The 239-nt window shown below is 67.8% G+C and carries 1 pseudogene; it reads left to right on the top strand.

Annotation, left to right across the window (positions count from 1 at the left end):
* Positions 1-239 (top strand): annotated as a pseudogene (locus ACM03V_RS34565) (IS66 family transposase); the annotation flags it as partial.

Raw genomic sequence — 239 nt, 5'->3', positions numbered from 1 at the left:
CGATCGTGCAGGCAGCGGCGCCGAGCCGGCCGATCGAGCGCGGCTTGCCGGGCCCAGGCCTGCAGGCCCATGTGCTGATGGCCAAGTATTGCGATCACCAACCGCTGTATCGCCAGAGCGACATTTATGCGCGCGATGGGGTGTTCTTGAGCCGTTCGACGTTGTGGCCGACTGGGTGGGCCAGGCTGGGGCGCTCTTGCGCCCGCTGGTGGCGGCGATCCGGCGCTACGTGTTGGCAA

Source organism: Calothrix sp. CCY 0018, from assembly GCF_963920925.1.
Classification (GTDB): Bacteria; Cyanobacteriota; Cyanobacteriia; order Cyanobacteriales; family Nostocaceae; genus Rivularia.
The sequence above is the reverse complement of the archived record's forward strand: the minus strand, read 5'-3'. Positions and strand labels throughout refer to the sequence as shown.